General features: G+C 53.7%; 12 protein-coding genes. 3 read left to right on the forward strand and 9 right to left on the reverse strand.

Going from position 1 to position 16,238, the window contains the following annotated elements:
* Positions 1-74 precede the first annotated feature (74 nt).
* The 3 genes from oppA to ACJ8HT_RS07410 form a co-directional block, all read right to left on the reverse strand.
* Complete coding sequence (oppA, locus tag ACJ8HT_RS07400; protein WP_049199093.1) at positions 75-1,712, reverse strand: oligopeptide ABC transporter substrate-binding protein OppA; 1,638 nt, start codon at positions 1,710-1,712, stop codon at positions 75-77.
* Positions 1,713-1,860: 148 nt separating this feature from the next.
* Positions 1,861-3,498, reverse strand: coding sequence for an ABC transporter substrate-binding protein (locus ACJ8HT_RS07405; RefSeq protein WP_089186058.1), 1,638 nt, complete (start codon positions 3,496-3,498; stop codon positions 1,861-1,863).
* A gap of 696 nt (positions 3,499-4,194) precedes the next feature.
* A complete protein-coding gene (locus tag ACJ8HT_RS07410) occupies positions 4,195-4,839 on the reverse strand; it encodes a YchE family NAAT transporter (RefSeq protein ID WP_015378089.1) in 645 nt (214 codons plus the stop codon).
* Positions 4,840-5,370: 531 nt separating this feature from the next.
* Between ACJ8HT_RS07410 and adhE the strand changes: the two genes are divergently transcribed.
* Entirely contained in the window at positions 5,371-8,043 is a 2,673-nt protein-coding gene (gene adhE, locus ACJ8HT_RS07415; protein WP_194573118.1) for a bifunctional acetaldehyde-CoA/alcohol dehydrogenase, read from the forward strand.
* Between the two features lie 120 nt (positions 8,044-8,163).
* Here adhE and ACJ8HT_RS07420 read toward each other — a convergent pair whose 3' ends face one another.
* Positions 8,164-8,748, reverse strand: coding sequence for a thymidine kinase (locus ACJ8HT_RS07420; protein ID WP_049198235.1), 585 nt, complete (start codon positions 8,746-8,748; stop codon positions 8,164-8,166).
* A gap of 703 nt (positions 8,749-9,451) precedes the next feature.
* Here ACJ8HT_RS07420 and hns point away from each other — a divergent pair.
* Positions 9,452-9,859, forward strand: coding sequence for a histone-like nucleoid-structuring protein H-NS (gene hns, locus ACJ8HT_RS07425; RefSeq protein ID WP_004932170.1), 408 nt, complete (start codon positions 9,452-9,454; stop codon positions 9,857-9,859).
* 186 nt (positions 9,860-10,045) lie between these two features.
* Here hns and ACJ8HT_RS07430 read toward each other — a convergent pair whose 3' ends face one another.
* The 5 genes from ACJ8HT_RS07430 to rssA all read right to left on the reverse strand — a co-directional run bounded on the left by ACJ8HT_RS07430 (position 10,046) and on the right by rssA (position 15,603).
* On the reverse strand, positions 10,046-11,056 hold the full coding sequence (locus ACJ8HT_RS07430; protein ID WP_049198236.1) for an NAD-dependent epimerase: 1,011 nt from the start codon (positions 11,054-11,056) through the stop codon (positions 10,046-10,048).
* A 9-nt stretch (positions 11,057-11,065) separates the two neighbouring features.
* Complete coding sequence (locus ACJ8HT_RS07435; RefSeq protein WP_194573116.1) at positions 11,066-12,409, reverse strand: UDP-glucose dehydrogenase family protein; 1,344 nt, start codon at positions 12,407-12,409, stop codon at positions 11,066-11,068.
* A 43-nt stretch (positions 12,410-12,452) separates the two neighbouring features.
* On the reverse strand, positions 12,453-13,370 hold the full coding sequence (galU, locus tag ACJ8HT_RS07440; RefSeq protein ID WP_049198238.1) for a UTP--glucose-1-phosphate uridylyltransferase GalU: 918 nt from the start codon (positions 13,368-13,370) through the stop codon (positions 12,453-12,455).
* Positions 13,371-13,583: 213 nt separating this feature from the next.
* Positions 13,584-14,597 (reverse strand): two-component system response regulator RssB, encoded by a 1,014-nt coding sequence (rssB, locus tag ACJ8HT_RS07445; protein WP_126180595.1) that lies wholly within the window; start codon positions 14,595-14,597, stop codon positions 13,584-13,586.
* A gap of 103 nt (positions 14,598-14,700) precedes the next feature.
* Complete coding sequence (gene rssA / locus ACJ8HT_RS07450) at positions 14,701-15,603, reverse strand: patatin-like phospholipase RssA (RefSeq protein WP_126180594.1); 903 nt, start codon at positions 15,601-15,603, stop codon at positions 14,701-14,703.
* A gap of 117 nt (positions 15,604-15,720) precedes the next feature.
* Between rssA and ACJ8HT_RS07455 the strand changes: the two genes are divergently transcribed.
* The gene (locus ACJ8HT_RS07455; RefSeq protein ID WP_164113093.1) at positions 15,721-16,185 is read left to right on the forward strand and encodes a YchJ family protein; all 465 of its coding nucleotides are present in this window, start codon (positions 15,721-15,723) and stop codon (positions 16,183-16,185) included.
* The last annotated feature ends 53 nt before the right edge of the window (positions 16,186-16,238 follow it).

Here is a 16,238-nt window from a genome sequence, read left to right on the forward strand (position 1 = left end):
CCTGTGCGACAGCCTGATGACGGCTTATTATTCTCAACATGGGCCGGCGGCCTGCGCCGCCGGCTCTTACCGTATCAATGCTTGATGATGTACAGGTTTTTGTCGTACACGTTATCAAGCGGGTCTTTGCCGGTGTAACCACCGACGTAAGGTTTCACCAAACGGGCGTTCACATAGTAATACAGCGGAACGATGGCGGAATCTTTGTCCAGCTGAACTTCCGCTTTCTGATACAGCTCGGCGCGCTCGTCTTTGGTCTTCGCGGTCAACACGTTGGCCATCAGCTTGTCGAACTCGGCGCTCTTGTAGTGCGGGGTGTTACTGCTGCTGTCGGACAGCATCATGTTCAGGAACGAGCTCGGCTCGTTGTAGTCGGCACACCAGCCGGCGCGCGCCACGTCATAGGTGCCCTGATGACGGGTATCCAGGAAGGTTTTCCACTCCTGGTTCACCAGCTTCACGTCCACGCCCAGGTTTTTCTTCCAGATGGAGGCGGCGGCGATCGCCAGCTTCTTGTGCAGATCGGAGGTGTTGTACAACAGGGAGAAGGTCAGCGGTTTGCCCGGGCCGTAGCCGGCGTCGGCCAGCAGTTTCTTCGCCACTTCGTTGCGTTTTTCCTGCGTCCAGCCGAACCACTCCGGTGCGGTCAGCTTGGCACCGTCGGTGTATGGCGGCGTAAAGCTGTAGGCCGGCAGGTCGCCCTGGTTTTTCACCTTGTTGACGATGATGTCGCGGTCCATGCCCAGCTTCAGCGCTTCACGCACGCGCGCATCGGTGAACGGCGCCTTCTGGTTGTTGATTTCGTAGTAATAGGTGCACAGGTAAGGATCGACATGCACCTCTTTCGGGATCTCTTTCTTCAGCTTCTGAAACAGTTCGATCGGCATGTTGTTGTAGGTCATGTCGATTTCACCGGTGCGGTAGCGGTTAACGTCGGTCACTTCCGACGAAATAGGCAGGAACGTCACTTTATTGATGATGGTTTTGGCGTTATCCCAATATTCCGGGTTGCGTTCCAGTACGATGCGTTCGTTGACAATCCAGTCTTTCAGTTTGTAAGCGCCGTTGCTGACGTAGTTGGCCGGCAGCGTCCACTTCTCGCCAAACTTCTCTACCGCGTCTTTGTAAACCGGCTTCATGGCGTAGTGCGGGGTCATTTCAACCAGATAAGGCACCGGCTCGCTCAGGGTCACCTGGAAGGTGTGGTCGTCGATGGCCTTCACGCCCAGCGTCGACTTGTCTTTTTTACCGGCGATGATGTCATCGACGTTTTCCACATGGGCGTACTGCAGGTAGCTGGCGTAAGGCGATGCGGTTTTCGGATCCACCACGCGCTGCCAGCTGTAGACGAAATCTTGCGCCGTTACCGGCTTGCCGTTGGACCATTTTGCGTCTTTACGCAGGTGGAAGGTCCAGACTTTGAAATCCTTGTTATCCCAGCTTTCCGCGACGCCCGGCACGATGGAACCGTCCGGGCTGTTGTTCGCCAGGCCTTCCATCAGGTCGCGCGTGACGTTGTTTTCCGGCACGCCCTCAATCTTGTGCGGATCCAGCGACTGCACTTCGGAACCGTTGTTTTTGACGATTTCTTGCTTGTCGGCCAGCTGCACGCCCGCCGGGACGTCAGCGGCGAAAGCGCTGGTGGTTGCTGTGATACCCAGCGCGGCGATGACGCCGGCGGCAATGAGCGTTTTCTTCGTGATGTTGGTCATACTTATCGACTCCAGTTTTTTATTATCACAGGCTCTTCGTGGAACCCGCGTTGCCCGTAAGCGGACTCTGTTTTCCCGCCGCCGCGGAACGAATGCGGCGGCCGGCCTTCCCTATATTCCCCTGCCCCTCGGCGGGAGGAATACCCCTTTACTGCTTGATAATGTAAAGATTTTTAACGTCGGTATAGTCCAGCGGATCTTTGCCGGTGAACCCACCCACCGTCGGCTTGATCAAACGCGCACTGACGCGGTAATAAACCGGGACCAACGCGGAGTCTTTGTCCAGCTGCGCTTCCGCCTGCTGATAGAGCGCGGCGCGCGCGGCCTCATCCGGCGCCTTCAGCGTGGCGGCCATGATGGCGTCGAACGCCGGGCTCTTGTAGAACACGGTATTGATGCTGCTGTTGGACAGAACCAGGTTCAGGAACGCGCTGGGTTCGTTGTAATCCCCGCACCAGGTGGCACGCGCCACGTCGTATTGCCCCTGATGGCGGCTCTCCAGCGACGTTTTCCATTCCTGGTTGCGCAGCGTGACCTCGGCGCCCAGGTTCTTCTTCCACATCGACGCGGCAGCGATCGCCTGTTGTTTGTTTTGATCGGAGGTGTTGTACAGCAGCGAGAACTTCAGCGGCTTGGCGTCGCTGTAGCCCGCTTCCGCCAGCAGTTTCCTGGCTTCGGCGTTGCGTTGCTCCTGACTCCAGCCGGCCCACGCAGGCTGAGTGAAGCTGGCGCCTTCCGTGAAGGTTGGCGTGAAGCTGTAGGCCGGGATTTGCCCCTGGCCCATGATCTTGTTGGCGATAATGTCGCGATCCAGCGTCATCTTCACCGCCGTACGCACGCGCGGATCGGTGAACGGCGCCCGCTTGTTATTGAGCTCGTAATAGAAGGTGCACAGATAAGGGTTAACGTGCAGCTGCTCGGGCATTTCGCGTTTCATCTTGACGTACAGGTACGGCGGAATGGCGCTGTTGGTGATGTCGATCTCGCCGCTGCGGAAGCGGTTGACGTCGCTGACCTCCGAGGTAATCGGCAGGAAGGTCGCCTGATTGATCACAGTTTGCTTGTTGTTCCAGTAGCTCGGGCTGCGCTCCAGCACAATGCGCTCGTTCACCACCCACTCTTTCAGGCGGTAAGCGCCGTTGCCGACGTAATTGGCGGGCAGCGTCCATTTATCGCCGAATTTCTCCACCACCGCCTGTTTCACCGGTTTGAGCGACGTGTGGCTCAACATACTGATGAAATACGGCACCGGTTCGCTCAGGGTCACCTGCAGCGTCTGGTCGTCCAGCGCCTTAACGCCGAGGGTCTGCGGGCTCTTCTTCCCGGTCAGGATGTCGTCGATATTCTCGACTTTGGTGTATTGCAGGTAGCTGGCATAGGGCGAAGCGATTTTCGGATCGGCCAGACGCTGCCAGCTGTAGACGAAGTCTTGCGCGGTCACCGGGCTGCCGTCGCTCCACACCGCGCCGGGGCGCAGGTGGAAGGTCCACTGCTGATAATTCTGGTTTTCCCAGCTTGTCGCCGCCGCCGGCACCACATGCCCGTTGGCATCGGTGCTCACCAGCCCTTCCAGCAGGTTAAGAATGATATTGCTTTCCGGTACGCCCTCGACCTTATGCGGATCCAATGAAGCCACTTCGCTACCGTTGTTGATCACAATATTCTGCTGCTGCGCCAATTGGACGCCGGCCGAAACCTCTGCCGCCAAACTGCTATTTACGGCGCCGGCGCCCAGCGCGCCGCTAATCAACAAGGTCAAAGAAGTACGCTTCAGGGTTTGCTGCATAATCGAGGCTCCTTTTCACCGACAAGCATCGCTTATCGAAGTTTGTGAAGTGTTTATAAGAATTCTAAATAAACGGATACCAGCAAAAATCATTCCCGTTTTTGTGGCGCATTTCAGTTAATTGACCACGGGAAAGTTGCTCGGAAATTAGCAGAAGCCAAATTCCATAGCCAATAAATTTTACGAAAATGTTAAGCAATTCTCTTTTATCGCACGAAGCCCAATCCGGCCCCCGAGATAGAAGGCAGAAAAAACCAAGATTATCTATATGATTTTAAAGACAAAAAACCCACATCCATTTCAATTGAAACCATCAGCACGATCTCACTGCCGCAAAAAGAAACATTCAGTTAACAATCTAACCATTCAAAGAACAAACACCTGCCTATGTGCGGTTAATCACTAATAACACCTGGATGAAAGTGAGACAAGCCCCACAGAATGATGTGACTAATTTAACAACAGCGTGACCGTTTAGCGGGGGCGAAATGGGCAGAAATGGGGGAGGAAAAGTGATTGAAATAACGCTTAGCGTTTTTTTTGAGCAACAACATGAGATTTATGCAACATAAGAGTGCAACCGCATAAATTTTATTCATCCTGTGCACTATAATAATGCGAGCCAATAAATAATTTAAACTTTAAAATTAATTTTAGCCGCGCTAACGCGAAAGGTGCGCGGCTAAACAAGGCGTATTACAACAGGCCGGGGAATATCGCCTTAATGCCGGTAACGATAAACTCGATGCCGAGCGCCATCAGCAGCAGGCCCATGATACGGGTGATCACGTTGATGCCGGTCTGCCCCAGCAAACGCACCAACAGCGGCGCGGCGCGGAACAACAGCCAGCAGCAAAAGGCGAACAAGGCGATCGCGACCGTAAAACCGAGCAGGCTTTGCCAGTTGTGATAACGGGAGCTCCACACGATGGTGGAGCTGATCGCCCCCGGCCCCGCCATCAGCGGCAGCGCTAACGGCACCACGCCGATGCTTTCGCGGATCGCGCTCTCCGACTTCTCCTGTTTGTTCTGTTTGTCTTCCCCCAGCTTGCCGCTGATCATCGACATGGCGATGGTCACCACCAGAATACCGCCGGCAATGCGGAACGAATCGATAGAGATGCCGAACATCCGCAGGATCCCTTCGCCCAGGAACAGCGAGGTCCACAGAATGATGGCGACCGACAGGTTGGCGGTCAGGTTGGTTTTATTGCGCCCCGCTTCCGCCTGATAGCTGGTCATGCTGATGAACACCGGCAAAATGCCCACCGGGTTGACCAGCGCAAACAGACCGACAAAGAACTTGATAAAGCCGGAAAGATCCAACAGAGATTGGCCCACAGATGGCTCCGCGTTAAGTACTATAAAAAGGTGTGCTGCCTATGCGCGCTAATGTAATGGAATTGCCGCGGGTAATCCATCCGGCCAGAGCAGCATTTTTGACTGTCAGCAAGTTATGCAGCGAAACAAATGCCCTTTGTTAAAGTGATGTATGGCGTTTTGATTTTTTATGTTGAAAAAAGAGTCATCGCTCACAGTTATCAAGAATCATTACCAACACCGGCAAGCTGAAAGGTGTCAGCTTGCACTTTTCATGATTTAGATCACAAATCAACTACCCAACAGTGGGTAAGCTCTTAGTCGTAGTCAGGGAGTAGAACAAAGTAGGTGGCCACATCGACGTTTTCGTTCTCCTCATTGTCTGCCCCTCCGGTTAGCGTAGGGTAAAGCTCTTTAAGCAAATCAGCAGCATGCGAAGAAATAACGCGGGAAAGCCCCGGTATTCGAATCACCGTTTATTCCCGTTATGACTATACTAGTGGCTCGCACGGCTTATTTACTGAAAGAGTTTAACATTATCAGGAGAGCATTATGGCTGTAACGAATGTCGCTGAACTGAACGAGCTAGTCGCACGTGTCAAAAAAGCCCAGCGCGAATATGCCAACTTCACTCAAGAGCAAGTGGATAAAATCTTCCGCGCTGCCGCCCTCGCCGCTGCTGATGCCCGTATCCCGTTGGCCAAAATGGCCGTGGAAGAATCCGGAATGGGTATCGTCGAAGACAAGGTGATCAAAAACCACTTCGCTTCCGAGTACATCTACAACGCCTATAAAGATGAAAAAACCTGTGGCATCCTGTCTGAAGATGACACCTTCGGTACCATTACCATCGCCGAACCTATCGGCCTGATTTGCGGTATCGTTCCTACCACCAACCCAACTTCTACCGCGATCTTCAAAGCGCTGATCAGCCTGAAAACCCGTAACGGCATCATCTTCTCGCCGCACCCGCGTGCGAAGAATGCCACCAATAAAGCCGCCGATATCGTGCTGCAAGCCGCTATCGCCGCCGGCGCGCCAAAAGACATCATCGGTTGGATCGACCAACCGACCGTCGAGCTGTCCAACCAGCTGATGCACCACCCGGACATCAACCTGATCCTGGCCACCGGTGGCCCGGGCATGGTGAAGGCCGCCTACAGCTCCGGCAAGCCTGCCATCGGCGTCGGTGCCGGTAATACGCCGGTCGTGGTAGACGAAACCGCAGACATCAAGCGCGTGGTCGCCTCTATCCTGATGTCCAAAACCTTCGACAGCGGCGTTATCTGCGCTTCCGAACAGTCGGTCATCGTCGTCGACTCTATTTATGATGCGGTACGCGAACGTTTCGCTTCCCACGGCGGCTATCTGCTGCAGGGTAAAGAACTGAAAGCGGTTCAGGACATCATTCTGAAAAACGGCGGTCTGAACGCGGCCATCGTGGGGCAATCCGCACCGAAAATCGCCGAGATGGCGGGCATCAAAGTGCCGGCCAACACCAAAGTGCTGATCGGCGAAGTGAAGCTGGTCGACGAGTCCGAGCCTTTCGCCCATGAAAAACTGTCGCCTACCCTGGCGATGTACCGGGCCAAAGACTTCGAAGACGCCGTCACCAAAGCTGAAAAACTGGTCGCCATGGGCGGTATCGGCCACACCTCCTGCCTGTACACCGATCAGGATAACCAAACGGCTCGCATCGCCTACTTCGGCGATAAAATGAAAACGGCTCGTATCCTGATCAACACCCCGGCTTCTCAGGGCGGTATCGGCGACCTGTATAACTTCAAACTCGCGCCTTCGCTGACGCTGGGTTGCGGCTCCTGGGGTGGTAACTCCATCTCTGAGAACGTCGGACCTAAACACCTGATCAACAAGAAAACTGTAGCGAAGCGAGCAGAAAACATGTTGTGGCATAAACTTCCGAAATCGATCTACTTCCGCCGGGGCTCGCTGCCTATCGCGCTGGAAGAAGTGGCGACCGACGGGGCAAAACGCGCCTTCATCGTGACCGACCGCTTCCTGTTCAACAACGGCTATGCCGACCAGATCACCAAGGTTCTGAAGTCACACGGCATCGAAACCGAAGTGTTCTTCGAAGTGGAAGCCGACCCGACGCTGAGCATCGTGCGTAAAGGCGCCGAGCAGATGAACTCCTTCAAACCGGACGTCATCATCGCGCTGGGCGGCGGTTCGCCGATGGACGCCGCGAAAATCATGTGGGTGCTGTACGAACATCCTGAAACCCACTTCGAGGATCTGGCGCTGCGCTTCATGGACATCCGTAAGCGTATCTACAAGTTCCCGAAAATGGGCGTGAAAGCGAAAATGATCGCCATCACCACCACGTCAGGCACCGGTTCGGAAGTCACGCCGTTTGCCGTCGTAACCGACGACACCACCGGACAGAAATACCCGTTGGCCGACTATGCGCTGACCCCGGACATGGCAATTGTCGATGCCAACCTGGTGATGAACATGCCGAAATCCCTGTGCGCCTTCGGCGGTCTGGATGCGGTCACCCACGCGCTGGAAGCCTACGTTTCGGTGCTGGCGAACGAATACTCCGACGGCCAGGCGTTGCAAGCGCTGAAACTGTTGAAAGAGTATCTGCCGGCCAGCTATAAAGAAGGCGCGAAAAACCCGGTTGCTCGTGAACGCGTGCACAACGCCGCCACCATCGCCGGTATCGCCTTCGCCAACGCCTTCCTCGGGGTCTGTCACTCCATGGCGCACAAGCTGGGTTCGGAGTTCCACATTCCGCACGGCCTGGCCAACGCGATGCTGATTTCCAACGTCATTCGCTACAACGCGAACGACAACCCGACCAAGCAGACGGCCTTCAGCCAGTACGACCGCCCTCAGGCACGTCGCCGTTACGCTGAAATCGCCGACCACCTCGGCCTGAGCGCGCCGGGCGACCGTACAGCGCAGAAGATTGAGAAACTGCTGGCCTGGCTGGACGAGCTGAAAACCGAGTTGGGTATCCCAGCCTCCATCCGTGAGGCAGGTGTGCAGGAAGCGGACTTCCTGGCGAAAGTCGACAAGCTGTCGGAAGACGCTTTCGATGACCAATGCACCGGCGCCAACCCACGCTATCCGCTGATTGCCGAGCTGAAGCAAATCATGCTGGATACCTTCTACGGTCGCGAATTCAGCGAAGCGGTAGAAGAGGAAATGGCCGCTCCGGCTGCCGCCAAAGCGGCCGTAAAGAAGCCCAAGAAATAACGGTTCCGTGAACCGATAAAAAAACCCGCCAAACGGCGGGTTTTTTATTGCGCCCGAGGCGCTGTCTTTCCCGTTCCGCCGCTAAAACGCCCTCAGCGGGCTTTGGCGGCGTTTCTCTTCTTACTCCAGGGAATGAATCGCCTCTTTATAATGCTTGCGGCAGACGGAGACATAGCTCTCGTTACCGCCAATCACCACCTGCTCACCGGCGTGCATCGCTTTGCCATTCTCATCCAACCGCAACACCATGTTGGCTTTGCGCCCACAGTGGCAGATGGTTTTCAATTCCACCAGCTTATCGGCCCAGGCCAGCAAATATTGGCTGCCGACAAACAGCTCACCGAGAAAATCGGTGCGCAAGCCATAACACAATACGGGAATGTCCAGTTGGTCCACCACATCGCACAATTGCTCAACCTGCGCTTTGGTCAGGAACTGGCTTTCATCGAGCAGCACACAATGTACCGGCTGCTGCTGATGCTCTTGCTGAATCATGGTGTACAGCATTGAGTCGTTGTTATAGAGCTGGGCCTGCGAAGATAAACCGATGCGTGAGCTGACTTTGCCTACACCATAGCGGTGATCGATCTCCGCGGTGAACACCAGCGTGCGCATCCCACGCTCTTGATAGTTATATGAAGACTGTAGCAGCGCGGTGGACTTGCCGGCATTCATCGCAGAGTAATAAAAATAAAGTTGAGCCATGGCCCCGCCACTCCGATGGTATAAGAAATATTCAAATGTTGATTAGGACGGTAAGTGTACCATAACCCGCCCCCCGGCTCAGCCCAAAGCGAACGAATATTGTGTTCGCCGTAATAATGCGCTTTCAAGCGAAACATATCGTTCTGTCGGTATGTTCTTTTTACGTCTATTTACAGGATAATGTATGCCTGTCATCACTATTAATTCCTGCTAATGGTTAAGCCCGGTCATTTGCCCATTAATGCCGAGTCGCCCTTTCCTCGTCACGGGCACTGCTGCCACGATGGAGCCCTTGTGTATTATAGATGAAGGCCAACTCAGGGCATTTAATCACCTTTGCCGACGCCACGACGTTTCCTGACGCAATCTTTACCTATATACCCCTATTGTTTACAATGTCTGCCTCGCCATGGCGTGATTAAACCCACAGAACCCATTGTAATATTGATATAAATTACGGCGATAACTTATCGATGAAAGCCTTACGACACGCGCCCTTTAAAGCCTGCCTGCTGAAATTTTGACTTAAGCACGGTGAGGGTAATAGTTAACAGGCCTTCCTATTATTAGTCGGACTGATCCGATTAAAGGTTTTTTTAAAGGTAAATTTGAGTATTCAAGTCAATTTGGCTATTGCAGAAAAGAAAAGAGCACTCTATTATTATCGAGACGCCCCCCACCAATATAATTTGAGACTAGGACAATGAGCGAAGCATTAAAGATTTTGAACAACATCCGCACTCTGCGCGCCCAGGCAAGAGAATGCACACTGGAAACGCTGGAAGAAATGCTCGAGAAACTGGAAGTTGTTGTGAACGAACGTCGCGAAGAAGACAGCCAGGCTCAAGCAGAAATCGAAGAACGCACTCGTAAACTGCAGCAATACCGCGAAATGCTGATTGCTGACGGTATCGATCCAAATGAACTGCTGCAAACCATGGCTGCCAACAAGGCTGCCGGTAAAGCAAAACGTGCAGCACGTCCTGCTAAATACCAATATAAAGACGAAAACGGCGAACTGAAAACCTGGACCGGCCAAGGCCGTACTCCTGCGGTGATTAAGAAAGCTATCGAAGAGCAAGGTAAATCTCTGGACGATTTCCTGCTGTAATAGCGATTCAGTCCGCATCTGAAAGGCTCTCTGCGGGGGGCCTTTTCATTTTAAATCTTTCAGACCTGACACCGCCATTCTCCTCGCCTTTTAGTAAATATCCTAATTCACTTTTCCTTCCGTGTATGGGATTTCAGTGAAAAAAAGGGACCCTGGGGCCCCTGTATCGCATTAAACCACGTTCAATTATTGAACCTGATAGAATGCCTTATACCAGTCAACAAAGCGCTTCACGCCCTCTTCAACGCTGGTTTCCGGTTTAAAACCAATGTCACGATAAAGCTCTTCCGTATCCGCACTGGTATCCATCACATCACCTGGTTGCATCGGCAGCATATTCTTACGGGCGGTGACCCCCAATGCCTGCTCCAGCGCACGGATATATTCCATCAGCTTAACGGGGGTGTTATTGCCGATATTATAAACATGGTACGGTGCGGAACTGGTCGCCGGCGATCCCTGCTCAACGGTCCATGATGGGTCCGCCTGCGGAATAACCGCCTGCAAGCGTACGATTGCTTCGGCGATATCATCGATGTAAGTAAAATCGCGGTGCATTTCACCGTGGTTATATACGTCGATGCTCTCCCCCGCCAATATGGCTTTGGTAAATTTGAACAACGCCATATCCGGACGCCCCCAAGGACCATAAACGGTAAAGAACCGCAGGCCGGTCGTCGGGAGACCGTATAAATGAGAGTAGCTGTGTGACATCAGCTCATTGGCTTTTTTCGTTGCCGCATACAGTGACACTGGGTGGTCGACAGAATCTTCAGTGGCAAACGGCAGCTTGCGATTCAGGCCATATACCGAACTGGAAGAAGCATAAAGCAAATGCTCAACTTTATTATGACGGCAGCCTTCCAGAACGTTTAAATGGCCGATCAGGTTAGCGTCCGCATAAGCCAACGGGTTGACCAGCGAATAACGTACGCCGGCTTGAGCCCCCAAATGAATGACTCGCTGAAACTGATGCTCGGCAAACAATGCCGCCATACCTTCACGATCGGCCAAATCCAGCTTGATAAAGCGGAATCCCGGCTTATCCGCCAGCCTGTCTAGACGGGCCATTTTCAGGCCCACGTCATAATAGTCATTCAGGTTATCAATGCCGACAACCTGATGACCGGCGGTCAACAAACGCTCTGCAACGTGATAACCAATAAACCCTGCGGCGCCTGTAACCAGGAATTTCATGCTCACTCCTTAAATAACCGGCTTAATCGAAGCACCACGGCCAATCGCGTAGTAGGTAAAGCCGCGATTTTCCAAACGCTCCGGATCGTACAGGTTACGTCCATCAAAGATCACCGGCTGCTTCAGCGCACTTTTGATCACATCGAAGTCCGGTGCACGGAAGTTCTGCCATTCGGTGCAGATCACCAGAGCATCGGCGCCGTGCAGCGCAGCCTCTTTGGTACCCATCAGCTTCAAATCGTCACGCTGGCCATAGATGCGTTGGACTTCGTTCATCGCTTCCGGATCGTAGGCTTGAACGGTGGCGCCGGCAGCCCACAGCTGTTCCATCAGCACGCGGCTGGACGCTTCACGCATGTCATCAGTATTCGGCTTGAACGCCAGGCCCCACAGCGCGAAGGTTTTGCCCTTCAGATCGCTGCCGAAGTAGTCGTTGATAAAGCTGTTCAGCTTGTCTTTCTGTTGGTAGTTGACCTGCTCAACCGCCTGCAGCAGTTTCGGTTGGTAACCGATCTGCTCCGCCGTGCGGATCAGCGCCTGCACATCTTTCGGGAAGCAAGAACCGCCATAGCCGCAGCCAGGATAGATAAAGTGATAACCGATGCGAGAATCGGAACCGATGCCCTGACGCACTTTCTCAATGTCAGCGCCCAACATTTCCGCCAGGTTGGACATTTCGTTCATAAAGCTGATTTTAGTCGCCAGCATGCAGTTGGCGGCATATTTGGTCAGCTCTGCGCTGCGGATATCCATCATGATCATGCGATCGTGATTGCGGTTAAACGGCTCGTACAGCTCGCGAATAGGTTCGATCACATCTTTATTATCGGTACCAATCACGATGCGCTCAGGGCGCATGCAGTCTGCTACTGCCGCACCTTCCTTCAGGAATTCCGGGTTAGACACCACGTCAAACTGCACGTTGCTACCGCGCTTAGCCAGCGTTTCAGCCATCACCTGACGCACTTTGTCCGCCGTGCCGACCGGCACGGTAGACTTGTCGATCACCACTTTACGATCGGTCATGTGCTCGGCGATGGTGCGCGCAACCGCAGTGACATATTTCAGGTCAGCGGATCCGTCTTCATCCGGCGGCGTACCGACGGCGATGAACTGGATATTCCCGTGCGCCACACCCGCCTTGGCATCGGTAGTGAAATGCAGACGGCCTGCCTCGTAGTTTTGCTGCACCAGCGGCGTCAGACCCGGTTCAAAAATCGGGATATTTCCTTTTTTCAGGTTTTCGACTTTTCGCTCATCGACGTCAATGCACATAACATCGTGGCCAACTTCAGCCAGCACGGCGGCCTGTACCAGACCCACATAACCAATACCAAAAACTGTTACTTTCATGTGAAAATCCTAGTTTTTCAAATTAAGACGAAAGATCACTCAATTATTTCTTGTCAGCGGCAACAACCTGTTGCAGCCACTGAGAAAATTCTTTGCCCAAGCTGGCATGGCGCATGCCGTATTCCACAAATGCCTGCATATAACCCAGTTTGTTGCCACAATCATGGCTTACGCCTTTCAGGTGATACGCTTCCACCGTTTCCTGTTGCATCAACATTTCGATGCTGTCGGTCAGCTGAATTTCGTCGCCGGCGCCTGGAGGCGTCTTCGCCAACAGCGGCCAAATATCGGCGGACAGCACGTAACGACCGACAATCGCCAGGTTGGAAGGCGCTTTATCCGGTGATGGCTTCTCGACCACGCTCACCATCGGTGCGCTTTCGCCCGGTTGCAGCTCGACACCCTGACAATCGGCTACGCCGTAGTTTCCAACATCTTTATGTGGCACGGGTTCAACCATAATCTGGCTGACACCGGTGGTTTCGAAGCGCTGCAACATTTCACGCAGGTTATCTTTTTTCGGATCGGCGCTGTATTCGTCGAGGATCACATCCGGAAGCACCACCGCAACCGGCTCATCGCCCACCATCGGGTAAGCGCACATGATAGCGTGCCCCAGGCCTTTGGCATTCCCCTGGCGGACTTGCATTACAGTGACGCCTTTCGGGCAGATCGACTGGACTTCATCCAGCAATTGGCGCTTGACGCGTTTTTCCAGCATCGCTTCCAGTTCGAAACTGGTATCAAAATGGTTTTCGATCGAGTTTTTGGAGGAGTGAGTGACCAGCACAATCTCGTTAATCCCTGCCGCAATGCACTCATTGACGACGTATTGGATCAGCGGTTTATCAACCAGCGGCAGCATTTCTTTTGGAATGGCTTTGGTGGCCGGTAACATCCGCGTACCCAAGCCTGCAACCGGGATCACGGCTTTTCTAACTTTGCGATTTACAGCAGGCATTATTTCCTCTCTTAAAGCTATGGCGCTCATTTTATGAGCTTGGGCTCGATATAAAAAAACCTTCGGAGTATACCAGCTTATGCGCGCCGAGCATTAGCCAGAACACAAATAGAAAACATTTAGGACTATTACCCGTTCTGATAATCGGGAGAATAAATAGACGGTTTAATTACCGATAAGTGAATAGCTTAAGATCTCGCCGCTCGTTGCCTGTTATTCAGCGCTGAGCATCAGTCGCAATCGACCACCACTTCCCCATACCTGACACTGCCAGGCGGTGCAACGTTGACTGATCTGATTCATGTAGGTGGCCCCCAGCGTCCCCAGCGGTACGCCGTTGCTCAGCTGAATTTGATTATCACCGGTATTGACGTTGGCGTGCAGCCCGGCGGAAACCAGAATCAGGTTTTTATTTTCGGCGTGATAATATCCCAACAACAGAGGGAATTGGCCGTCTAATTTCCCCTGCCGCAATAATTGATTAACCTGCTTTAACAATGCCGACATTTGCGGCAGGCGATGTTGTTGATTAGCCAGATGGTCTTGCAACAATCCATTAAATAATGCGCGCAACAGCAACGCCGCCAATACGCCATTATCTCCGGCGCGCGTGACGTCCAGGCAATAGAACGCCAGGTCTTTTTCTGACAAAGCGGCGATATCCAGCACCAGACCAGGATTTTCGCCGGTGGTTAACTGCCGATAGTTGATCCGGCAATGCGCAATGGTCTGCTGTACCGGCGGTTGTAATTGTTTAAGCAGCTTGACGGCTTCGGAAGGATTTTTGCTCAGCGCATCCCAATCCTGAAACAGCTCAACCTCTTCAATCGCCTGGGAGGTGAACATATTGGGATATAAACACGCCAGCAGCGCTTCACGCAGGCGATTGAGATCGGTCAGCGGTTTCAGCAGCACATCCTGCACGCCCAACCGCAGCACCTTGGCAATGTCAGCCATCTTATCGGTGGCCGAGATCACCAGCACCGGGATCTGCACCCCTTGTAAACGCAGATGTTCAACGAATTCGATACCGCCCATTTCCGGCATCGCAAGGTCACACAGAATCAGATCCGGCTTGAAGTCATCGACGGCACTCAGCGCCTGTAAACCGTTGGTGGCCTCGCTGGTTTCAGCGCCCAGCGAGGTCAAATAACCGACCAGCACGGAACGAAAAACCTGTTCGTCCTCAACGATCAAGATGCGCTTGTGAGTGAGTGGTAATGCCATCAGCCGAGCCTCGTCCCTTTCCATAGTGTAATAGTGGCTCAAAAAGGTCACTTATGCTCGTCTGAAACAGACCGACCGCGCATTACCAACCGAGAACCGAGAATTATCTATTTTTTATCAACGGCAACAACCGATCCAGTTGTTTTTCTACCGCCAGTAATCCCGCTTCGATCGCTTCCTCGGCGCGGTGGAAATCCAGCGTCGAGATTTGCGGGCAAAAAGGTTGGATCAACACGTCCGGCGGATCGCTCGCCATTCGGTTACGCTTCAGGCGATTTTCCAGCATTTGAATCGAGGTGCCCATAATCTCCATCGCCGTCGGCGCCGTCGTCGGTTTACGCTGTCGCATCCTGCCGACGCGCTCTCTCAGGCGCCCGCGCCAGGTATCGGCAGGCGCATCGTCCGAACTTTCGTCCTCAATGCGTACCGAGAACAAATCCTGCTGCATCAGGTGCGCGTCATGCTGCAGATCAACCGCGATGACGATATCGGCGCCCAGCGCCCGGCAAAGGGACACCGGCACCGGATTGACCACCGCGCCATCCACCAGCCAATAGCCGTCGGCCCACACCGGCGCTAACAGGCCAGGCATGCTGCAGGAAGCGCGTATCGCCTGATGAATATCGCCTTCGGTCAGCCACAGTTCGCGGCCGGTGCTGAGATTGGTCGTCACGGCGCCGAACTTCAGCGCGCATTCGGCAATATCGTTGATCTTCAACAGCTGTCCGACGGCATTAAACACGCGATCGCCGCGCAACAAGCCACCACGCTGCCAGGAAAAGTCCATCAGACGAATCACGTCCCAATAGCTGAACGATCGCACCCACTGCTCCATCGCCGGCAGGCGATGGCTGGCGAACGCCGCGCCCACTAACGCACCGACAGAGCAGCCGGCAACGATATCGACCTCAATTCCCAGTTTCTTTAACGCATTGATCACGCCGATGTGCGCCCAGCCTTTAGCCGAGCCAGCTCCCAGCGCCAGTCCGATCTTGATTTGCCGCATAGCGCTATCCTCTCGGTAACAGGGGTATCTGCTTTCAGGGTAGATTGTCACTGACGAATATTGTTAGGTAACATATGCGCTAAATTCATTTTCTGCCTCGTCTTCTCAGGAGTTATTTTGCCCGAATCATGCCCATGCGGCAGCGGACTGGCGTATAACGCGTGCTGCGCCCCTTTTATCAGCGGCAATCAGCCGGCACCGACGCCCGGCCAGCTGATGCGTTCACGCTTCACCGCCTACGTGAATCATAACGTCGATTATCTGATCGCTACCTGGCACCCCGATTGCGGCGCCGAAGCGTGGCGCAATGCGATCGTCGACAGCTTTAAAAATACCGAATGGCTGGGCCTGACGATCGTGGAAGAGAAAGCCGGTCATGAGCCGGACGAAGGCTTCGTCGAATTCGTCGCCCGTTTTACCGATGGCGAGAGCGGCGAACCGCAGGCGATGCATGAGCGCTCGCGCTTCCTTCGTTGCGATCAACGTTGGTATTATATCGACGGCACCAAACCCCAGCCGGGCAGAAATGCAATTTGTCCCTGTGGCTCAGGGAAAAAATATAAGAAGTGCTGCGGGCGCTAGCCGGCCGGCGCTTCACGTTTACGCCTGCGCAGACAGGCCGTTCAGTATCAGAC

The sequence above is a fragment of the Serratia sp. CY44782 genome, from assembly GCF_052168715.1.
GTDB lineage: Bacteria > Pseudomonadota > Gammaproteobacteria > Enterobacterales > Enterobacteriaceae > Serratia > Serratia nevei.